The 20,731-nt window shown below is 54.7% G+C and carries 16 protein-coding genes and 1 pseudogene; 4 read left to right on the top strand and 13 right to left on the bottom strand.

Annotated elements, in window-relative coordinates; translation table 11 throughout:
• From vgrG to HVZ52_RS03600, 10 genes and pseudogenes are all read right to left on the bottom strand, one after another.
• The gene (vgrG, locus tag HVZ52_RS03645) at positions 1 to 2,496 is read right to left on the bottom strand and encodes a type VI secretion system Vgr family protein (protein ID WP_181598874.1); all 2,496 of its coding nucleotides are present in this window, start codon (positions 2,494 to 2,496) and stop codon (positions 1 to 3) included.
• Positions 2,493 to 5,147 (bottom strand): type VI secretion system ATPase TssH, encoded by a 2,655-nt coding sequence (gene tssH / locus HVZ52_RS03640; RefSeq protein WP_181598873.1) that lies wholly within the window; start codon positions 5,145 to 5,147, stop codon positions 2,493 to 2,495. The genes vgrG and tssH overlap by 4 nt, the downstream gene beginning before the upstream one ends.
• Positions 5,148 to 5,319: 172 nt before the next feature.
• A complete protein-coding gene (hcp, locus tag HVZ52_RS03635) occupies positions 5,320 to 5,811 on the bottom strand; it encodes a type VI secretion system effector Hcp (protein ID WP_016154476.1) in 492 nt (163 codons plus the stop codon).
• Between the two features lie 5 nt (positions 5,812 to 5,816).
• Positions 5,817 to 7,526 (bottom strand): OmpA family protein, encoded by a 1,710-nt coding sequence (locus tag HVZ52_RS03630; RefSeq protein ID WP_181598872.1) that lies wholly within the window; start codon positions 7,524 to 7,526, stop codon positions 5,817 to 5,819.
• Positions 7,523 to 8,212 (bottom strand): type VI secretion system protein TssL, short form, encoded by a 690-nt coding sequence (gene tssL / locus HVZ52_RS03625; protein ID WP_181598871.1) that lies wholly within the window; start codon positions 8,210 to 8,212, stop codon positions 7,523 to 7,525. The genes HVZ52_RS03630 and tssL overlap by 4 nt, the downstream gene beginning before the upstream one ends.
• Positions 8,209 to 9,549 carry a type VI secretion system baseplate subunit TssK gene (tssK, locus tag HVZ52_RS03620; RefSeq protein WP_181598870.1) on the bottom strand — a complete coding sequence of 447 codons (1,341 nt, stop codon included), beginning with the start codon at positions 9,547 to 9,549 and terminating at the stop codon, positions 8,209 to 8,211. Before tssK ends, tssL begins: the two co-directional genes overlap by 4 nt.
• Positions 9,550 to 9,566: 17 nt before the next feature.
• Entirely contained in the window at positions 9,567 to 11,114 is a 1,548-nt protein-coding gene (tssC, locus tag HVZ52_RS03615) for a type VI secretion system contractile sheath large subunit (protein ID WP_181598869.1), read from the bottom strand.
• Positions 11,115 to 11,147: 33 nt separating this feature from the next.
• A complete protein-coding gene (gene tssB / locus HVZ52_RS03610; RefSeq protein ID WP_016154481.1) occupies positions 11,148 to 11,645 on the bottom strand; it encodes a type VI secretion system contractile sheath small subunit in 498 nt (165 codons plus the stop codon).
• Between the two features lie 579 nt (positions 11,646 to 12,224).
• A pseudogene (locus HVZ52_RS03605) lies at positions 12,225 to 12,399 on the bottom strand (IS3 family transposase); the annotation flags it as partial.
• Between the two features lie 111 nt (positions 12,400 to 12,510).
• Positions 12,511 to 13,098 carry a MarR family winged helix-turn-helix transcriptional regulator gene (locus HVZ52_RS03600; protein WP_141875638.1) on the bottom strand — a complete coding sequence of 196 codons (588 nt, stop codon included), beginning with the start codon at positions 13,096 to 13,098 and terminating at the stop codon, positions 12,511 to 12,513.
• A gap of 183 nt (positions 13,099 to 13,281) precedes the next feature.
• On the opposite strand from HVZ52_RS03600, the gene HVZ52_RS03595 reads away from it, so the two are divergent.
• From HVZ52_RS03595 to HVZ52_RS03585, 3 genes are read left to right on the top strand one after another with little or no spacing between them, the layout of a single operon-like run.
• Complete coding sequence (locus HVZ52_RS03595; protein WP_046276182.1) at positions 13,282 to 13,521, top strand: thioredoxin; 240 nt, start codon at positions 13,282 to 13,284, stop codon at positions 13,519 to 13,521.
• 8 nt (positions 13,522 to 13,529) lie between these two features.
• Positions 13,530 to 14,270, top strand: coding sequence for a hypothetical protein (locus HVZ52_RS03590; RefSeq protein WP_109018349.1), 741 nt, complete (start codon positions 13,530 to 13,532; stop codon positions 14,268 to 14,270).
• A gap of 41 nt (positions 14,271 to 14,311) precedes the next feature.
• Positions 14,312 to 14,851, top strand: a complete 540-nt coding sequence (locus HVZ52_RS03585; RefSeq protein ID WP_053388763.1) for a redoxin domain-containing protein — start codon at positions 14,312 to 14,314, stop codon at positions 14,849 to 14,851.
• A 180-nt stretch (positions 14,852 to 15,031) separates the two neighbouring features.
• Here the strand turns inward: HVZ52_RS03585 and gss are convergent, their stop codons facing one another.
• Together gss and HVZ52_RS03575 are read right to left on the bottom strand one after the other, a co-directional pair.
• Positions 15,032 to 16,894, bottom strand: coding sequence for a bifunctional glutathionylspermidine amidase/synthase (gss, locus tag HVZ52_RS03580; RefSeq protein ID WP_181598868.1), 1,863 nt, complete (start codon positions 16,892 to 16,894; stop codon positions 15,032 to 15,034).
• Positions 16,895 to 17,047: 153 nt separating this feature from the next.
• Positions 17,048 to 19,336, bottom strand: a complete 2,289-nt coding sequence (locus HVZ52_RS03575; RefSeq protein ID WP_181598867.1) for an FdhF/YdeP family oxidoreductase — start codon at positions 19,334 to 19,336, stop codon at positions 17,048 to 17,050.
• A gap of 218 nt (positions 19,337 to 19,554) precedes the next feature.
• Between HVZ52_RS03575 and yghU the strand changes: the two genes are divergently transcribed.
• A complete protein-coding gene (gene yghU / locus HVZ52_RS03570; RefSeq protein ID WP_016154488.1) occupies positions 19,555 to 20,421 on the top strand; it encodes a glutathione-dependent disulfide-bond oxidoreductase in 867 nt (288 codons plus the stop codon).
• 50 nt (positions 20,422 to 20,471) lie between these two features.
• Here the strand turns inward: yghU and hybG are convergent, their stop codons facing one another.
• Positions 20,472 to 20,720, bottom strand: coding sequence for a hydrogenase maturation factor HybG (gene hybG / locus HVZ52_RS03565; protein WP_003024459.1), 249 nt, complete (start codon positions 20,718 to 20,720; stop codon positions 20,472 to 20,474).
• Between the last annotated feature and the right edge of the window lie 11 nt (positions 20,721 to 20,731).

The following is a 20,731-nucleotide window of genomic DNA, read 5'->3' as shown; positions in this document are numbered from 1 at the left end:
TTATTGCGCCTTAACCAGGGTAATGAGCATATTGTCGATAACATCAGATGAGTTCAGCGACGTCGCGCCCGACGAATCTGTAACACCGGAAACGACAGAACCATCTGGCATAGTGATTTTGTACGCCTTACCAGGTATCGGTTCTTTTGTTAGCGCATTTCTGACAACAAACTTCTCATCAAATGTTGCTGGCTCAAACGACTTCATTACCCCCTGCAGACTGCCAGAACCCGCTTTTTTGATACCGGTGTTTTTGATAAGCAGCTTACCTGGCCCGCCAATCTCAACATTCCCACCCTTAATTTTGATATATCCCCCCCCGCATATCAGCGTCAGTTCATCCTGCGCCGTCACGACCAGTTTCCTGCCACTCGAAATATGCGTGTCCTGTGTCGACCACGTGGTGATATTTCCCCCCTGAGCCTGAATATCAATATCGTTATGCGAGCTAAACAATTTTGCACCTTCACGGCTGTACAGGCTGAGTTGTTTACCCGCAGCCAGCGTGAAATCTTTCTGTGCTCCGACATCCAGTTGCTTACCTGCCGTCAGCGTCAGATTGTCACTGGCTGATACCTGCAAATCTTCGCCACTCACCAGCGCCATGCCTTTCGGCGCACTGCCCAGGATGACCTCTTCATGCAACTGCTCGATTTTTTGCTTCAGGAGTTTTTGCTGGCGGCCGATATCCGCTGCCAGCGCCTGAGCCTGTTGTGCGCTGGCCGCAAGAGATTCCATCTCCACTAATGCTGCTGAAAGCCGCGTGAGCGCAGGCTCCATATCAAGAACCTGCCCCTGCGCTTTCGCCTGCCCGTCCGCACTGATAAACAGCCCTTTCTGTGCCCGGATGGCTCCCCAACTGTCGGTTCTGAGCTCAAAACCTTCACCGCGCTTCTGCTTCTCCGCATCCACTAGATGTCCGAGATTCAGCTGACTCTTGCCGCCGTACTCAGTGGAAACCTTGATATGCTCTTTCCCGCGCTCATCGTCGAGGCGGATTTTGTTGTTCGCCGGTGTGCGCAGGACGTTACGTTTGTAGTTGCGGATGGTGACGTGATCGCCGTGGGCCGAGTCGTGAAGTACGCCAGAAATGTACGGTCTGTCCGGGTTACCGTCCTCAAAGCCAATCGCCACTTCGGTGCCCGCCAGCAGCGGCAGGTGCAGGCCGTAGGTATCACCCGCATAAGGGCGGGACTGCCGTACCCACAGGCTCTCGAATCCAGTTTCCCAGTTATCACGGTCAAACAGCATGTTGACGCGATAGCGGCCATCTTTATCGATATGGCCGTAGGTATCGTTCTCGGTGGTGCTCGTGACACGTGCCGGCAATGTGCCGGCCATCACCGGGCGTGAGCCAGGCTCAGGGCGGAAACTAAAATCAGTGCTGTCCGGGATACCGTCGAACCTGACGCCGAAGTCTTCATCACGGCGCGCATGGCTGTGCATCGCTGTGACGACCACGCCCTGAGCAAACACCTCTGCCACTTCGTACCCGCCGGTGACTTTCAGCACCTGCCCAGGAGAGAGGGTCGGGCAGCTGGTGATGGCGCGGGTCTGCGTCTGACCATTCAGGTAGCGCTCATGACGAATGCGGGCGTAGAACGCCCCCGATTCCGGCGCCGGATTGCGGTCGTATGCGCTGCCCGGCGTCAGATAATTGTCGGCATAGTGGTAGGCATCACCGTAGGTGGTGGCATCCCCGCGAGTCGCATCGACCCGGGTGTTCATGTCTTCCGTCGCCTGACGGTAGTTGTAATCACGGGTGCTGACCTGCTTCTGCACCACGTTATGATGGCTCTCCATGCCCCAGACCGAGTCCACGCCTTTTGAATGCTGTCCTGATGGCGGAACCGATGGCAGCGTCAGGCCTTTCTCATACCCCTGCTGGCCGTCATAAAATTCCACCACGTCGATGTTCAGGCGCGTATCAGTGGTAAACCGGAACCAGATGCCCACCTCACCCAACAGACGGGTAATAAAGTGCAGGTCATCCTCGCCGTACTGCATCACCTGCTCACGACGCGGGTACTCTTTTGAGAGTGAGAACAGAAAATCCTGACCGCGCATGTTGTGACGCTCGCGCAGAATTTTTTCCACGATTTGTGGGACCGACATGTCCTGATAAATGACGTTCTGATGCGAACGGTCAAGCAGCGCCAGGCGTGGCTGGAGCGTCAGGGCATAGTGGGTTTCATCTTTGGAGGTACTGAGGCGCTCAAAGCCGCTGACCACGCCCTGAAGGGTGCGCACGGCCTGTTGCATTTTGATGCCGTAACCCTGGTCTACCGGGGCCTGCAGCGTCAGGGAGGCCGCTTTCATCAGCATCATTTCTTTGCTGATGGCATGGTTGCCGCTGGTGAACTCAATTCGGTAGCTGAACGGCGAGCTCAGGGCCTCATCGCCTTCAAACGCCAGCACATCGAGCTCTGCTGCACAGCCCTTCACCGCCAGTTGGTGATGGTTGTGGCTGAATCTGATCGGGGGATTACTGCTCATGCGTGCACTCCTTGTGTACGGTCAAACTCCAGCCCGATACCCTCTTCCTCACTCCAACTAAGGCATAGCGACTGTGGTTTCTGTTTCGCAGCCATGTGGGTCAGCAACTGCTGGCTCAGCACCGGCAGAATCTGCTGATTCAGCAGACTGTCGACGTTACGCGCCCCGGTATCCGGAAGCAGGCAGGCGGCGGTCAGCGCGTCATACAGGCTCTCTTCAATATTCGTGGTCAGGCCGTAGTGACGGTTGAGGCGTTTGCTCACCTGCGCCAGCTTCATTTCCACGATGGTGCGCATCGCCGCTTCCGCTAGCGGACGATAAATCACGGTCTGGAAGCGGGCCAGCAGTGCCGGCTGGAAGTGGTCGCGTAAAATCGGGCGCAACAGCTCGTGCAGATCCGCTTCGGTCGCTTCCGGCTGTTCGTCCAGCAGTTGCATGATGTGGTCGCTGCCGAGGTTCGAGGTCATCAGAATAACCGTGTTGCGGAAGTCGATTTCGCGCCCTTCGCCGTCGCGCATAAAGCCACGGTCGAAGACCTGGTAGAACAGGTTCATCACGTCGCGGTGCGCCTTTTCCACTTCATCGAGCAGCACCACGCTGTACGGACGCTTGCGGACCGCTTCGGTCAGAATGCCGCCCTGACCGTAGCCGACGTAGCCCGGCGGCGAGCCTTTCAGCTGGGACACCGTGTGCGGCTCCTGGTACTCGGACAGGTTGATGGTGATGAGTGACTTCTCGCCACCGTACAGCACATCCGCCAGCGCCAGCGCGGTTTCAGTTTTGCCGACGCCACTTGGACCGACCAGCAGGAACACACCCTGCGGACCATTCTCTGACGTCAGCCCGGTCTTCGCCGCGCGCAAGCGCTGGGCGATAGCGTTGAGTGCCACGTCCTGACCCACCACGCGTTTGCTGATTTCATTTTCCAGGGTCAGCAGCTCAGTTTGCTCGTCTTTCATCAGGGAAGAGAGCGGCACACCGGTCCAGTCGGCAATCACATTGGCGACGGTGCGGACGTCCACATCCACCGACAGCAGCGGGTTGCTGTGCTGTATGCCGTTCAGCGCCTGTTGCAGCGCGTGCGCCTCACTCTGACGGGAGATGTCCTGGCGGCTTTCCAGCAGTTGTTCGGTGAGTTTCAGCTCCTCGCCGTACCGGGCTTCCAGTTCGTCAAGTTCAGCGATAAGGTCCTTCTCTTCCTGCTCAATGGCGGTCAGGCGTTCGCCGTGGCTCTGATTGCCAACTGCGATATCTTCCAGCAGCGCCTGCTTCTCTATGTCCAGCGAGGTCATCAGCGCGCGAATACGGGTCAGCGGCTCCGGCACGGTGTCGAGGCTCATCCGCACGCGGGCGCTGGCCGTATCGAGTAAATCGACGGCCTTGTCCGGCAACTGGCGGCCCGTCAGATAACGGCGGGACAGCGTGACGGCGGCGCGTACCGCATCGTCAGTAATATGCACGCCATGGTGTTCGGCATAGCGTGATTTCAAGCCACGGAGCATCAGGCAGGCCGTATCGTCATCCGGCTCGTCCACTTTCACCATCTGGAAGCGGCGCTCCAGCGCGGCATCGCGTTCAAAATACTGTTTGTACTCGCTCCATGTAGTGGCGGCGATGGTGCGCAGTTCACCGCGGGCCAGCGCCGGTTTCAGCAGGTTGGCCGCATCCGCGCCACCGGCTGAATTCCCTGCACCGATAATGGTGTGGGCTTCATCGATAAACAGCAGAATGGGTACGGGCGAATGCTGCACCGCATCAATCACATTTTTCAGACGTTGTTCAAATTCACCTTTCACACCCGCCCCCGCCTGCAGCAGGCCGAGGTCGAGGGTACGCAGTACCACGGTTTTCAGGCTTTCCGGCACGTTGCCTTCAGCGATTCGTAGCGCCAGGCCTTCCACCAGCGCAGTTTTGCCGACACCCGGCTCGCCGACCAGAATCGGGTTGTTCTTACGACGACGGGAAAGAATATCCACCATCTGGCGGATTTCAGTGTCGCGACCGAATACCGGGTCGATTTTGCCCTCTCTGGCTTTGGCAGTGACGTCGAGAGTGAATTTATCCAGCGCGTTCTGCAGGGCCGGGCTCAGTTCTCCCTCTTTTACCTCCGCGCCGACAGGACGCCCGACGAACTCCACTTCTCCGCCATGGCTCTGTGCCAGTTCGGCTTCCTGCTGTACTTCTGGGCGTTCATCGGACTGCGCGTCGAGCAGCGGGCGCAGGCGTTCCAGTTGGCTCTGCCCCAGGGTCAGCAAAGGCCACAGACCATCACAGTGAGCAAGTCGCTGGTTCTCCGTCAGCGCCATCAGCAGATGCACGCTGCGGATGTGTTCTTCGCCAGCGAGGGAGGCCAGTAGCCAGGCCTCCTGCAGCAGGCTCTGAATGTTGTCAGAGAGCTGTGGACGGCTGCGCACCGAACGCGACAGATTGTCGAGCCACGCCAGCAAATCCTGCCACAGTGCATCCATATCCCACTCATAACGGCGCGCCAGCACCGTCAGGTCGCCCTCGCCCTGCTCCAGCAGTTTCAGCAGCCAGTGCTCAGGCAGAATTTCCGCATGGGCACGGGTCTGGCAGAGCGAGGCAGCCCCTTCCATCGCGCGGGCACAGTACGGATTCAGACGACGTAACAGGATGGCTGGATTTTCCATTTTTCTCTCTCTTGATGGCTTCCGGGCACGCTACCGCCCTTCGCTGTTTCCCGTTCAGGGGACCAAAGCGCATGCGGTCGGGCTGGCGGTTTATGTTTTTTTTGCTCAACGCCCGACGGGCAGACGCTCAGCAAAAAGAAAAGCGGACAGAGAAGCTCTGCCCGCTCGTGACTTACGCGGTGGCGCGTTCGTTCCAGGAATCGGAATGAATGATGTTGCCGTCTTTGTAGGTCCAGGTGATTTTTTCGTAGCGCAACTCAATCTGCTCCAGATGGTTGTGCTTTTCGTAGGAAGGATCCTTGATGTCGTGCATCACCGGATTCACCTTCACCACCTTCACGTTCTCAAGCTTCGTGTTGAAGTACTCAACTTCCTGACCCGCGTCGTTGATTTTGTACCACTTGAATTCCGCAGACTTGAGGGTCTGACCGGTAGTCACCGCCTTGTACAGATACGGGCTGGACGAGTCGATTTCCTTGGTGAACAGGAACGGGGTGTGGATACGGGTACCGGTCAGCTTGCCGGTGTTGTTATCGGTCGGGATGTACAGGTTATGCTCCTGAGCGACAACTTCGATGCTGCCTTCACGATCCTGAACGTCCACAGAACCTTTAATGTCCGCGCCGCCGTCGTCTTTCAGCCAAAGATAAACAGGAATTGCCATGTGATTTACTCCATTACAGTTTTATCTGCGCCATCATCCGATGACGCCTGGGGATTGCCCGGTATCTGACAGGCATCGGCCTGCGGTACCAGACTGATTTCGACACGACGGTTAAGTGCGCGCCCTTCCGGGGTGTCGTTCGTTGCGATCGGGCGGCTTTCGCCATAGCCCTGCACCGCAAAACAGCTTTCCGGTACATCACCGGTATCACGCATCCAGTTGCGCACCGCTTCGGCACGCTTAAGTGAAAGCGTCTGGTTCAGTTTTGGATTGCCGGTGTTGTCGGTGTGACCTGACACCACAATCAGCCAGCCCGGTTTAGCTTTGATGCCAACCAGGGAGGTCACCAGCATTTTGGTGGAGCCCGGCTTGAGGTCGGATTTACCGGAATCGAACAGCGACATGCTGTCGAGGCGGACAATTTTCGGTACCGGTTTGGGTTTCGGCTGTGGTTCAGGCGGCGGAGGTGGAGGCACCCAGGAACGGATCGCATCCAGCACAGGCATTCGCAGACGCTCCCCCTGATACAGACCGAGCCCCATCCGCATCGGTACGCCATTGCGCGACCAATCATTCAGCTCTGCCGCATCGTCACGCAGGACAGCAACGGCATCGGCTTTGGGTCCGAAATCATGCATCGGGATACGGTCATAGCGGGAAATATCGAAGCTCACACGCTGCAGCAGCTGGCGATTGTTCCAGCCACTACTGAGCAGCGCAGTAATGGCCGCCAGCGTGAAAATCCCGAGCGCACAACGAAAGGCTCGCCCACGCGGCGTCAGGCCTCGCCCTTCGGGCAGCAGTGGCAGGATAAAATCCGGGAAGGGGGAGATAACCGTACTGTCCGTTCCTACCGGCTGCCAGCCCGCTACCTGCTGCATCGCAGTGTGACGGGAAAGCCACGCAGTCCAGGCAGATGTGGCCAGACTTCCGGCAAGGATCGGGCCCATTCCCCACAGCACCGCGACAGGCGCAATGACAGGAACGTCGGGGTTCTTATCCATAAAGACAGCTTTGACGTGCTGATGGAACCAGCTCATCAGGCTGTTCATCAACACCTGTTGCTGCATCGCAGGCGACCCACCGGTGGTAACCCATGTAGCGATTGAACTCGGCGCTGAAGATTCACGCCAGACCCTCACCCCTTCCCCCGGGATAGCCGCCTGCCAGAGCAGATCATTCGTCATCGCACTGCCAACCTGACCATTCAGAACCAGCGGCACGGAATGCCCGGTTTCTTTACGCAACTGGCTGATTTGCCAGCGCAGGGCCAGCAGACGACTGGTAAGGCGCTCGCTGTCGGCGTGTTTCTGTGGACAGACGCTGACCATCACCGACAGCTGGCGACCCCAGTCAGGTCGCAACCACAGTACCTGGCGGGCTGCCTGCTCCAGATCCTGATGATCCTCCACGCGGATCCAGCATCCCTGCGTGACAGTGAGCACCGGTGACTGCTGCATACATGCCAGCGGCAGATCGCCACAGACCAACACCACGGGCTGACGATAAGTGGCTTCCGGGAGGTCATCCAGACGCAGGGTGACGTCATGCTCAGCACGACGACTGGCGACATACCAGAACGCCAGGATAAGCCCCAGCATCGCCAACAGAACAAGCAAAGAAACCAGTCGGGACACCGGCAGGAAACCCAGGCAGACCACTGCACTCAGCAGGGCGGCCCACAACGCAAGCCCGCGCTGTTGTTCAGGACTCATTTCACGGCTCCCGGTAGCAGGGTCAGCAGCGTCTGATCCAACCAGTGATCCAGTCCCCACCAGAGTGCGGCGACTACCATCACGCTCAGGCCGATACGCACGGGCCATGACGCCAGCCAACCACCCATTCCTCGTCCGGTACGGCTTTCTGCCAGTATCGGGTGAGCCTGCGGATAGCTGAACGGCGTGACATGTTCACTGAGCGCGTTGACGAGTTTCTGGCGCTCCGGATCGTTCAGCGAGCGGAAACTGCCGAGAAACCCCAGCATCATGACCCGCTGGAAGCAGGTCACAACAGCGTGGTCGGGCGCCGGTTCACGCAGCACATCGCGCATCCGATCGCACAGCGTATCACCGGCATCCATGGTGCCAAGGAAGTGCCCCTGCAGAGGAATGTCATACCACTGCAGGCAGGCATCATCCTCCAAACCGCGACCTTTGACGGCTTCATCAAGCAGCGCACACTGTGCAGTGAGAATATGCTGACAGCTGGCTTCATCGAGTTCGCTCGCTTTCAGCTCACGCTGCACGCGTTCGACATCAGCAATGCAGCGCTCCCACAACGTGCGCCCTTCTCCATCCTGAAACGACGGACCGTGACGCAGGCTGATCACCTGCAGCCAGGTGTCCTGCAGCAGGGCATCAATATCAATGGACGCAGCAGCGCTGCGTTTAGGCTCACTCATGTTCTCAGTACCGCAAAGAGTTCAAGTTCAGGCTCGCCGAGCATGCCCGGAACGTAAAACATACAGGTGCCGCCCTGAAGCATTTCGCTGGCCAGAGGATGAGAGACATCGAGGCTGAAATACTGGTTTTCCAGACGCAGTGGGATGGCGGCTGGCACATGACGCAGGGGCATCAGGGGCACACCCACCCGTGATGAATTGACGATACTCCTGACATGATCGGGACTGCCGACCTTGCACTGGCGCGGGAATTGTTCCTGCAGCTGTGCCACCGGTATCGGTGAACGCACGGAGAGGTAGTAATCCGCCCCTTCGCGCAGGCGTGGGTCATGCAGACGGGCCTGCCAGAAGTGAAGCCGGGCATCATGCTCAAGCTCGATCGCTACCACCCGCGACGGCAGGCTGGCTTCCAGCAGGTCGCCCAGTAGGTCAAAGAGCGGCGGGAAGACGTTATTCAGTTGCTCATGCTGCCAGACAGGAATAGCACTCACCTGGTGTTCCAGCGAGAAGGTCAGCAGACTGCCCGCGAGCCTTGCCAGCTCCGGATACAGACGCTCCGGCGGACTTTGCGGGTGTCGCTGAAACTGTCCGAGCACGGGTTCTGCGCTGTTCAGGGCATTGAGCAACCAGAACAGAGACACGTCAGCCACGGCAAAATCGGCCATGCGCTCGTTACTTTCACGACGCATGTCCATCAGGCGACTCAGACGGGCACGCAGTTGCATCATCAGCTGTTCCAGTTGGGTCACCAGCCAGCGGCTGCCCTGCAGAGCCAGCAGTGGCGGAAGAAAGGTTTCATCGAGTGCCCAGCTCCCCTGTGAATCCTGCTGTAGACGGGCGACCGGACAGGTCAGGTAATCACTGTTGTTCTGATGGGCGAAACGCAACGTCAGCTCGGGCTGCATCACCGCAATCTGACGGGTATCGTCCCCAAAGGCGTTACGGACATCCCGCCAGCGCTGGCGATAACGCACAGGGCGCTCGACCACCTCATCGGGTTTAAGACAGTTGCCGCCATTTGCCCGCAGTAGCGGAAGCGCCAGAACCACCGCCACTTCCTGTGATTCGCCCTCAAGCGCCAGCACCGGCGGCAGGGAGTCGGCATTATCCGTGTCGATAAGCGTGCCGTCGGGGAAACGGATGTGCAGATGACGGGCCTGCAGGCGGCCCAGTTTCAGTGCATCCGGTTCGAAAGTGGCATCAATCATCCCCCAGGGATGGGAGAGGCCCAGTCGGGCAATGCATTCCGCAGACCAGGCCGCGTATGCGGCCTGTTGCTGGAAGTGCTGGGGAGAGACCATAACGCCCCTGCCCCATAACGGTTGTTCCGTTTTCATTGGCTTCCTGCCTTAGCTTATGACTTGGCTTTCGGCATCTGGGAAACCAGTGACAGATTGACGTCCATGCCTTCCACCTGGAAGTGCGGTACGGCGTACAGCTTCACGCGGAAGAAGCCCGGGTTGTCTTCAATGTCTTCCACTACCACTTTGGCGTCACGCAGCGGGTGAGAAGCCTGCAGCTCGTCGCCCGGATCGGTCATTTCAGTCACCAGACTGCGCACCCAGGTGTTGAGCTCAAGCTCCAGCAGACGACGGTCTTTGGTGGTGCCGATGTTTTCGCGCTGGATAAGCTTCAGGTAGTGCGCAATACGCGACAGCAGGAAGATGTACGGCAGACGGGCGTTGATACGGCTGTTAGCCGTGGCATCCGCGGTGTCATACAGTGCCGGCTTCTGGGTGGAGTTAGCGCTGAAGAAGCAGGAATAATCTCTATTTTTATAGTAGGACAGCGGAATGAAGCCCAGATTCGCGAATTCAAATTCGCGGGTTTCCGGGATCATCACTTCTGACGGGATCTTGACCTGATTGCCGGTGCCCAGATCGTACAGATGAATAGGCAGATCCTGCACGGCACCACCGGCCTGCGGGCCACGGATTTGCACACACCAGCCGTTGTTGATGAAGCTGCGAACCATATTAGAAGCGAACGCAAACGAGGCGTTAGTCCACAGGTATTTGTCGTGATCCGGACCTTTCACTTCTTCCACATAGTTGAAGCTGCGCACTGGCACGGTGTCCGGACCATAAGGCAGACGACCCAGTACACGCGGCATCACCAGACCGATATAGCGGGCATCGTCCGTCTCGCGGAAGGATTTCCACTTGATGTACTCCGCACGGTCAAAGTAGTTACCAATATCTTTGATGGCCGCCACTTCCTCCATTGAATCCTTGAGGAAAAATTTCGGGCCGGCTGAGCCGATAAACGGCATATGCGCTGCGGCAGACACTTTTGAAATATTGCGCAGCAGAGCGACATCCTGCGCAGAGGCATCGAATTCGTAGGCAGAAATCAGCGCGGCAATCGGCTCACCGCCCGGGGTGTCATACTCATCAATGTATGTATGTTTATACAGTCCACTCTGGATGATTTCCGGGCTGTCTTCGAAGTCCTGACGCAGGTCTTCTTTGGACATATCCAGCAGTTCAACCTTCACGTTCTGACGGAAATCAGTTTTGTCGACCAGGGATTTCACGCCGCGCCACAGGCTCTCCACAGCCTGGAATTCTTCGCTATGCATTACCGCATCCAACTGACGGCTAATCTGGTAGTCCAGCTCTGCGATATGGTGGTCAATAAGGTTTTTATCGAGTTTTTCAACTTTTGAGCCCGCTTTCGTCAGGCATTCGAGAAATACCTGCATCCCCGCCGTTAGACGCTCATTCGCAGTCGCATCCGACATCGCCTGCGCATCCTGCCAGATATCCAGCGCACTCAGCTCAGAGACCGGGTTCAGGTTGATTTTTTCAAACAGGGACGCATAAACCCCGCCCGCAGCAGGACGTTCCAGCACCACGCTTTCGCCACCAGTCGCATTCTCATTTTTTACAGACATCAGCATCTTCCTTTTTAATCCGTTAAATCATCGTGACCGTTATGGCTGTTTAGGTGCCAGAGCAGACAGCTCTGAGCGGAGTTCTGCGCTTAACGCCGGGTCGAGCAGAATTTTTTCCAGCTCCTTTCGGAAAGCCTGATTGTCCAGCAGGTTCGCTTTTAAATCGCGAAGCAGGTTACGCATGGAAAGCATTGCCTTCAGCTGAGGGATCTGTCGGGAAACCTGCTCCGGGGTGAAATCTTTCATGCTCTGGAATATCAGACTGATATTGTCTTCGCTACCATCACTGGCGAGCGTGTTTTTAACGGTCAGATTGACTTTTGGGGAATATTCGGAAAGAACTGAGTCGAAATTATTCTTGTTCAAGTTAACTTTTTTGCGCTCAGACAGTGGTGCAGATTCCTGACCATTACTGAAGTCGCCCGCCACCAGTAATTTCAGAGGGAGCTCAGTTTTCTTGCTGGCTCCCCCTGTATGCAGGTCAAGCTTTAGATTAATACGTGCCTTTGGCACTTCATTCTGGAAACTATCAGCCATCTCATCATCCCTCGGTTTATCACTGCGTGCATCTTTCAAACGAAAGTTCTTTACATGTGATAATAGAACAATGATCGACAATAGATCAAATTTACCGATCTTTAATCTATTTTAAGTAAATTCTTAGGAATTTTCCTCTAAATGTTAATAGTGAATAGTGCTGAGATGTCAGTAAAATGGACTATTACCAGCACACAAAACAAACATTTATGTCGCAGTAGTTAAAATGAACGGATAATTATTGATAAATGGATCTTGACTTGATCTACATCAATATAAGAAAGTTAAAAACACCAATGCGCTTTCAAGGAAATGGTTTTAGATCAGAAAGAAATCAAAGGGGGCAGTAAGTCATAGCCTTGCTTCATGTGGGAAACACCGCAATAGCCATAAGGAAAGCATCAGGAACATAATCGGTTTTATGTCCCGAAAGAGAGCGTTTCATTTAATGTCAGGGCTGTATGGCGCTCCTGTCAGGCTTCAGCATGACGGCCAGGAGTGCACGGGCCTGGGAAACCGCCATACACGATGACAAATCCCCAGTCACAAGAAATTCAATCGGTGCAATCAGCCTGCCCTCATCCGGAAGCCTCTCAGCGTTGACATGGTCACGATACTTCTTGCGCCAGCAAAACCATGGTTGATGTTATGCAACGCCAGAACCTGACCGCGTAATACAGCCCGTCTGCCGTCTGGTTTTTCAGGGGGTTTAACTGCTGCGATGAACCCCGAACACGTGGCAGAGTGAGCATATCACCTCTGTTCAGGTGGCCAAATTCAGTGTTCCACTACAAAATGCAGAGAATGCGCATACCATTTTCTGGATTTTTTTATGTCCGCACTTTACCCGTTCAAAAGCCAGTATCTAGCCCTTTCTCTCATTCTGAGCGCTAACGCTGCAACTATTTTCCGGCTCCTCAAATTCACGACAAATTAATGTGATACTTTCCATGGGAATCGGCTCTTCTGTTAGACCACACCAGGGATGCCCATTTATCGACTGATGAAACCGGCAAAAACGGCACTCACCAAACATTCTGGCCCCCTGATTTTTCTGCATACTCCGCAGATGGGCCAGAAAAACTGTTTTCAGCTGTTCCTCAGAAAAAGCTAATGAATCCCACGGCTCCTGCAGTGTCTCCTGCATGATGCTATGCATCACTTCACTCGCTTTGGATGTCAGAACCAGATGGACAACCCGTTTATCCTTACCGTCATTTTCTCTTCTAATCCAACCTTCACGCTCTAGTTTATTCAGGGACTGCGATACCGTGCCTTTAGTCAGCCCGAGGTATTCCGTGGTTGCAGCGGGCGTATTGGAATAACCATTGCATCGCGTTAAATAGAAAAGAATCTGAACCCATGTTGTGGGGAGTCCTTTCAGTTGCGGATGGCGATAAAAGCTGCCCATTTGCAGGCTCACCAGGCGTTCAAGAATATCAAAGAGTGTCACAGTTACCTGCCTCTGCTTGCCGGGATACGTGCTGGATAAGCAAACGTCCAGACTTTCTAACGATAGGGATTTACTGTCATCAATAGTATCGATTCAAAACCATATTGACAATATTTTCAGTGTGTGTGTAATATTAAATGATGTCGACTCGATACTATTTAATATTACACAAGGAAAGTCATCATGAGTAAAAAAGCCGTTTTCTTTCATGCAGGTTGCCCGGTATGCGTAGATGCAGAACACCAAATCGCACTGGCACTGGATCCCGCACAATACACGGTAGAAATCGTTCATCTCGGAAATGATAAAACCCGACTGAATGAGGCCATCGAAGCTGGTGTGCAATCTGTTCCAGCCCTGGTACTGGATGGTGGTATCCCGCTTCACATCAACTTTGGTGCGTTTATTAAAGATCTGCTTTAAGGATAAAAATGAAACGTATTGCGATTGTATTAGCAATGGCTATCGCCACCTCTGCCAGTGCACATGGCAATGAGCCTCATCAGGGCGGTATTAAAACCAGCGCCGACAAGGCTGTATTGGCTGAGTTTGATATTGTGCACACTAAAGTCACTACCGAAGGGAATGTTGCCACCTTCCATATGGCAGTTTCCGGCAAGGCAGGTAAAAGTAAGCCTGCAGTAACAGGTAAGCTGGCGGGAACGGAAATTTTCTCTTATGTCTGGCCGACAACGATCGATCCGTATGAAGTGGGATTTGAACATAAGGCCGGTATCCTGGCGCTGGCGGTAACATCCCATCCTGATCTGGATGATACGCCGCTGTATGATGAAAATGGCGATGGTAACCGCAACAATGATGGCGATCTGTGGCATACCCACTGGGTGGTGCTGAAGCCTAACGAGGTCTGCGGGCCTGGCGCACTGGCCGTAGTTGATATTCCTGAGGGACAAAAACCCCGGCTGCCAAAAACCTGGCCTGGCTTGCCGGTACTGTTGGACAGTCCGGGCTGGAATCCTACGCTGACAGGTGAAACTGTAGAAGTGAAAGTTCCGTTCGATAATATTGGCGTGGTCACTGCCAGCCAGTTTGATGGCGTAACTGCCGGGCTACGAGTTAATGCCTCCGTTCATGCGCCGCTACTTTGCGTCGAGGATGTATTTAAAGTGGCCTCTGGCAAGCTGACGCTGCCGGGGAAAGTAAACCAGTAACGGAAATTAACCCGCACCACAGTGCGGGTTCTGGAGTTAACATGAATATCATTCGTCATCCGCGAGCACCAGCATTGACAATTGAACGCTGGTTTAATACGTCACAGCCGATAACCCTGGAATCATTACGCGGCAAGGTCGTGGTAATGGAATCATTTCAGATGCTGTGTCCTGGCTGTGTTTCCCATGGACTGCCGCAGGTTTCACGTGTGTACGCCACTTTTCCACCGGATAAGGTGGCCGTTATTGGCCTACATACGGTTTTTGAACATCATGAGGTAATGACCGCACAGGCACTGGAAACCTTTCTATCAGAATACCGCATCCCTTTCCCCGTCGGGGTGGATATGCCGTCTCCTGACAATGATGTCCCCCAGACCATGCTGTCCTACGCTATGCGCGGTACACCTACGTTGACGTTAATTGATCAGCAGGGATACCTACGCCAGCAATATTTTGGTCAGGTAGACGACCTCGCGCTGGGAGCAGAAATCGGGGCGTTATTGAATGAGTCGTTGTCTGTTTCCGAGGACGCGTCTATGGCATCAGGGTGCAGTGATGGGCAGTGTGCCACTACATAATGAGATACTGGATATGGCGGAGAGTTTTTTCCTGCCCGTGGGAAGAGTGAAACATTATCCCCGGGCAGTGAAAAAGAAACCGCAACGCTATGCATTACGGTTTCCATCAAAAGCTAAACTGACAAGCATTAGGAGATATACTCCGGCTTTTCGCATTTCAATCAAGAACTCGCAAAAAGATTACTCTTCCTTCACTACAATCAGCGGCTCGATATCGCTCTCTTTTTTAATCACCAGCGACTCATCGCCGCGCAGGCAGGTCCCCCCATAGTTACCGCCTACGGTGAAGGTACAAACCTGAATATATTTACCGGCAATTTTTGGCAGACACCAAAGCTGCTGATAAATGTTCTTCTGCTCGGCAAACTTACCGCTGGTTTTATCCAGTAACTCTTCCTGATGGCTCACCAGATCGATGTTGCTGCCACAACGTCCTGCAATAGGTTTCACTGCATAACCGGTTTGCGCCAGCTCTTCATTAACAGTGAAATCAGTATCAAGCAGATAGCGGTGGTGTGGGAACAGTTGCCACAGGATCGGCAGAATCGCTTTATTACCAGGGATCACCGTCCACAGAGGTTCAAAGACCAGCACTTCCGGGCGCAGCAACACGTCGATTAAACGCACTTCCTGATTCGTATGCCCGGTACGAATTGGTACCGCAGCGTACTCCGTTTCACTGACCTCTCGCACCTGCTCAATCGCGGTTTCCCACGCCCAGGTTTTCCAGACGCAGTTCACCAGACGACCGTCCCCGTCAATCAGCTGACCGGCGTCATCCCAACGTAGCTCATCGAGGCCACGCAGAATTTTACTGTCAAACCCGGCCTGACGTAGCGCCTGCTGCATAAACTGAGCGTGGTAGTTTTCCTCTATATCTTTATCCTGCATGATGTGGACAAAAGGACGCGCGCGGCTGTGCTTCCAGGCCCCCGCCAGTTCGTTGATCAATCCTTCAGCTGGGTTGTGTCCCTGTCCTGTATAGCCCCGCTCGGCCCATCTTTCGAGGATCAAACCAGCTTCGGTATGGCACGATGCAGAATCGGCGTTGTACTCATACACCTTCAGTCCGCGTTCATCCATACAGAAATCCATACGTCCTGTAATCATATGATGCCGACGACGCTGCCAGGAAAGACGCAGACGCGGCCAGAGGATTTTCGGGATATCGAACAGCGCCAGCAGGTTGTCATCTTTCAGCACTTTGTCGGTCGCGTGCAGATACATCAGGTGCAGCTCGTTGGTGGCTTTGATCAGTTCCTGCTCTGCACTCTCGGTAATAGTGAAGTACTGATGCGGATCCTGATTAATCACGTGGCCGTTCGCCAGCACGTAGGCTTTCTGCAGCGGATCCTGTTCATCAAGCCATTTACCGTCAAACTGCCCGTTATCTTCCAGTCGCGCGCCGCCAATTCTCAACGAATCGTTGGCGATCTCCGGCTGCGGCAGGCTGTCACGGGTATCATCGGTCTGGATCATCCAGCCAAGGATGGTGGTGTCGTCAAAGGTATCACGCAGGGTGTAACAACCGTTTTCAACCACCATCTCCAGTTCGCGGGTCCACTGCTGTCCGGGAGGCAACGGCGTATGGAGCACGTTCTGTTCGGCAATACGGATTTTGTTTTCCAGCAACTGGGTGACGACCGCCACATGGCCGGTATCGTTAAACTCACCGCCTTTTTGCCAGATAAGCAGAGCACCGGCTACCGGCGCGCGGGGTGAACCATTCGGAAATGCCTGTAACGGCAGGATATTGTCATTCACTACTTCGCGTAGAAAGCGTAAGGAAAAGATCTCCCAGGCCATGCCTACATCGGTGAAGACCACGCCATAATTAAGGAAGAGAAAGCGGCGTGCGAACTCTACGCACTGCCATTTGTGGCCCATGTATTCGTCGTCGATATAGCTGCGAAATGCCGCATCATCGTCGTAGTCCCGTGGGTCGAGGGAGCTGTAATCTGAAGAGTAGATTGCTACGCCGCCTGGGGCGTAGCCCAATAATGTCCCGAATGGGGCATCCTGACTGGTCGTTCCTTTGCTCATGCACCTTACCTCAAAACAATACAGCCTGAGCAGGTTGGCGTGAATTTTTCGCTCTGATTGCCTGCTCTGCGACACTAACCGGACAGAGGTCGACATCATCATACACCTCAACGCAGCGGCTGGCGCTCAGAGGCGAAAAATTCGCAGCAGGAACTACGCTTTTGTCACGGTGACCGGTACGCTTTTATACGCCGGAGTCAAACTTTGTGTGTCCACCGCATCCAGCGAAAGCAGGACATTCGCTTCTGGCAGATAAGCGCCTATTGAGCCCACCGCCATGTTGTAAATCACCACCGTCAAGCCGCACATAATGCGATCCGCACAGGGCTGGCCGCGGTCGTCCAGCGCCTGAACGTTGACCACATCTCCCTGGCTCAGACCGCGAGTCGCCGCTTCTTCAGCGCTTAAAAACACCACATCCCGACGACCGGTAATGCCACGGTAGCGATCGTTCATACCATAAATAGTGGTGTTGTATTGATCGTGGCTGCGCAGCGTCGCCAGAACCAGTGCATCGGCAGGCTGATTTTCTCGCTCTACCGCCCGCTGATGGCTGACGATAAAGTTGGCTTTACCATTCGCCGTTCGCCATTCACGGCGCGAAGCGGGCGTATCCATACGAAATCCGCCCGGCTCGGCAATACGGGCATTGTAATCGTGGAACGCCGGGATCACGGCTTCAATGGCGTCACGGATCAGCGCGTAGTCCCCGGTTAACGCTTCCCAGTTGATCGGCGAAAGCGGCAGAGTGGCGTGTGCCATGCCCGCCACAATCGCGGGCTCCGATTTTAACCAGCGGGAAGCTGGCTTCAGCGCGCCGCAGGAAGCGTGGACCATCGACATCGAGTCTTCGACGGTCACCGACTGGATCCCCGTCGCCTGAATGTCGCGCTCCGTTCGACCTAATGCAGGCAGCAGGTAATTATGCTTTGCCAGCAGCAAATGCGATCTGTTCAGCTTGGTCGCAATATGCACCTGCAGATCCAAATTTTTCATCGCCGCAAAGGTACGCTGCGGCTGCGGCATCGCCACCGCCAGATTGCCACCCATGCAAATGAGCGCTTTTGCCTCTCCCAGTTCGATGGCCCGAATACTCTCCACGCTGGAGCGGCCATGTTTACGCGGCACACGGATAGAAAAATGCGTCTCAAGGCGCTGCAGGAAGTCTTCGGATGCCGCTTCGTTGATCCCCACGGAACGGTCGCCCTGCACGTTAGAATGACCGCGCAACGGGCAGATCCCCGCCCCAGGCTTACCCATATTGCCTTTCAGCAGCAGCAGGTTTACCAGTTGCTGGACGTTCTCAGTACCGTTTTTATGCTGGGTGATGCCCAGACCATAACAAATAATAGTGGCACGAGATTTACTGTAGCTGTGTGCCAGGTCCTCCATCTGACTGCGCGTCAGGCCCGAGTCCTGTTCCAGCTCCGCCCAGTTATGCTGACGTAAGTCATCATACAGCGCTGCATATCCAGCAGTATGCTCATCGATAAACGCATGATCGAGTGTCGGTTGCTGATCCAGTAAGATCCGCGCTTCATCCATTTCGATCAGCGCCTTCATGATGCCTTTGAGCAGCGAGGCGTCACCGCCCATTTTTACCTGGTAGTAGTCGTTGCTCAGCTGCGTCGACTGGCCGGTGAACATCTCTTTCGGGCTTTGCGGGAAACTAAAGCGCTCAAGCCCCCTTTCGTTCAGCGGATTGATAGAGATAATTTTAGCCCCGCGTTTGGCAACGTCGCGTAAGGTGGTCAGCATACGTGGATGATTTGTGCCAGGGTTATGCCCGATACAAATCACCAGATCGCAATGGTCAAAATCGTCAAGTTGAACGGTCCCTTTTCCAAGGCCAATGGCCGGCGTTAGCCCTGCGCTGGTCGGTCCGTGGCACATGTTTGAGCAATCAGGAAAGTTGCTGCTGCCATATTCGCGGGCAAAAAGCTGATACAGGAACGCCGCTTCATTTGACGTTCTGCCGGAGGTGTAAAACTCAACCTGCTGGGGTGAATCATAGCTGCGCAGACGCTCGCCGATCTCCTGGAAGGCGATATCCCAATCCACCGCCTGCCAGGTATCTGATGCTGCATCGTATTTCATCGGATGCGTCAAACGACCGATATTTTCCAGCTCATAATCGCTGTAGTGCCAGAGTGTGGAAACCGGGTGACGGCTGAAAAATTCCGGTGACGCTTTTTTACTGGTTGTCTCCCAGGAGACCGCTTTAACGCCATTTTCGCACAGCTCCATTGGCGCACGGTGCCCTGGGTCCGGCCACGCACAGCCCGGACAATCGAACCCTTTCACCTGGTTCATTTTGAACATCGCGATAATGTCGCGGGCGACAGCCTTTTGCGAAAACACCGAAGCAGTGACGGCTTTTACCGCGCCCCACCCACCCGCCGGGCCCTGATAACCGCTTACTCCTGGAACACCATTTTTCATTATTACTGCTTATTCACCGCCAATTTTTAATGGTGAATACGGTAGCAACTTCCGTCCAACATTGATTTCCTCTTCATGGAGTACGGACCGGGTACAATGAACGGGTTAGATTTATCTTCCCCTTTCAGCACAAAGCGACATAAAGTCCCAATCTGTTAAATTGAGTTCTACCTAACTGCTACACTGCATCAACACAACCACTCAGAAGGCAGGTCAATATGTCAGACAATACCTATCAGCCCGCGAAAGTCTGGACGTGGGAAAAATCGAACGGGGGCGCATTCGCCAATATCAACCGCCCGGTTTCCGGAGCCACCCACGAGAAAACGCTGCCGGTTGGCAAACATCCGCTGCAGCTCTATTCGCTAGGTACGCCAAACGGGCAGAAAGTGACGATCATGCTGGAGGAGTTGCTGGCGCAGGGGGTGAAGGGCGCGGAATACGATGCCTGGATTATCCGCATTGGCGATGGCGATCAGTTTTCCAGCGGCTTTGTTGAGGTGAATCCGAACTCGAAGATCCCGGCGCTACGCGATCACTCGCAAAACCCACCGGTTCGCGTATTCGAATCTGGCGCAATCCTGCTCTATCTGGCGGAGAAATATGGTTATTTCCTGCCGCAGGATTTGGCAAAACGCACCGAAACGCTGAACTGGTTATTCTGGTTACAAGGCGCAGCACCGTTCCTCGGCGGAGGCTTTGGCCACTTCTATAACTATGCTCCGGTAAAAATTGAGTACGCTATCAATCGCTTCACCATGGAAGCCAAGCGCTTACTCGACGTGCTGGATAAACAATTGGCGCAACATCAGTTTGTGGCCGGAGATGAATACACCATTGCCGATATGGCGGTCTGGCCATGGTTTGGCAATGTGGTTCTGGGCAACGTCTACGACGCAGCAGAGTTCCTTGACGCAGGAAGCTACAAGCACGTACAACGCTGGGCAAAAGAGATTGCAGCGCGTCCGGCGGTTAAGCGTGGTCGTATTGTAAACCGCACTAACGGACCGCTGAACGAGCAGCTTCATGAACGCCATGACGCCAGCGACTTCGATACCCAAACCGAAGATAAGCGCCAGAACTAAAATAAATTGCCGGATAGCAACCGCTATCCGGCAATTTCATTCAGGATTTGTCACGCGCTGGTGACGTCGTACTCCATGCGGCGAAGTGCGTCTAACGTGGCTTTAGCTTCATCTTCATCAATGATGCTCATGGCGAACCCTACGTGCACCAGCACCCATTGCCCGACCAGCTCAGCTGTATCACCTTCACAAATCAGGGCAATATTGACATCACGTTTGATGCCGCACACTTCAACCTGCGCAAGCTGGTGAATATCTTCACCAACGGCCAGAACCTGACCAGGGACTCCAATACACATATCTGACTCCG

Origin of the sequence: Citrobacter sp. RHB36-C18, from assembly GCF_013814485.1 — a bacterium.
Lineage (GTDB): Bacteria > Pseudomonadota > Gammaproteobacteria > Enterobacterales > Enterobacteriaceae > Citrobacter > Citrobacter braakii.
Note: the sequence above shows the minus strand (reverse complement) of the source record. Positions and strands in the feature narration are given on the sequence as shown.